Genomic DNA, 751 nt, shown 5'->3' on the forward strand with positions numbered 1-751 from the left:
AAGTTCGAACGCCAGCTTCTCAACTTGCTCACGCATCTTGTCTTGGATTTCTTGGCTTAGTGTGTAGGCAGGAAGCGAACATGCAGAGTCACCAGAGTGAACGCCCGCTTGCTCAATGTGCTCCATGATGCCGCCGATAACCACGCGCTCACCGTCACAGATAGCGTCGATATCCACTTCTGTTGCATCATCTAGGAATCGGTCTAGTAGAACTGGAGATTCATTCGATACACTTACTGCTTCGTTGAAGTAACGACGCAAGTCTTGTTCATCGTAGACGATTTCCATCGCACGACCACCCAAAACGTAAGATGGACGAACAACGAGTGGGAAGCCGATTTCACGAGATTTCTCAACCGCTTGCTCCATCGCCGTTACTGTTGCGTTTTGTGGTTGTAGAAGACCTAAACGCTCAACTGCAGCCTGGAAACGCTCACGGTCTTCTGCGCGGTCAATCGCATCTGGGCTAGTACCGATGATTGGCACGCCTGCAGCTTCTAGTGCGCGAGCCAGTTTAAGTGGCGTTTGACCACCGTACTGAACAATCACACCTTTTGGCTTTTCAACCCGGGCGATAGACAACACATCTTCAAGAGTTACTGGTTCGAAGTAAAGACGGTCAGATGTATCGTAGTCTGTCGATACTGTTTCTGGGTTACAGTTCACCATAATGGTTTCGTAGCCATCTTCACGAAGCGCCAGTGATGCATGTACACAACAGTAGTCGAATTCGATACCTTGACCGATACGG

At 49.4% G+C, this 751-nt stretch carries 1 pseudogene; it reads right to left on the minus strand.

The features are described from left to right. A pseudogene (gene carB / locus R7Q09_RS25260) lies at positions 1–751 on the minus strand (carbamoyl phosphate synthase large subunit); the annotation flags it as partial.

It is taken from the genome of Vibrio sp. 2130-1 (assembly GCF_033339515.1).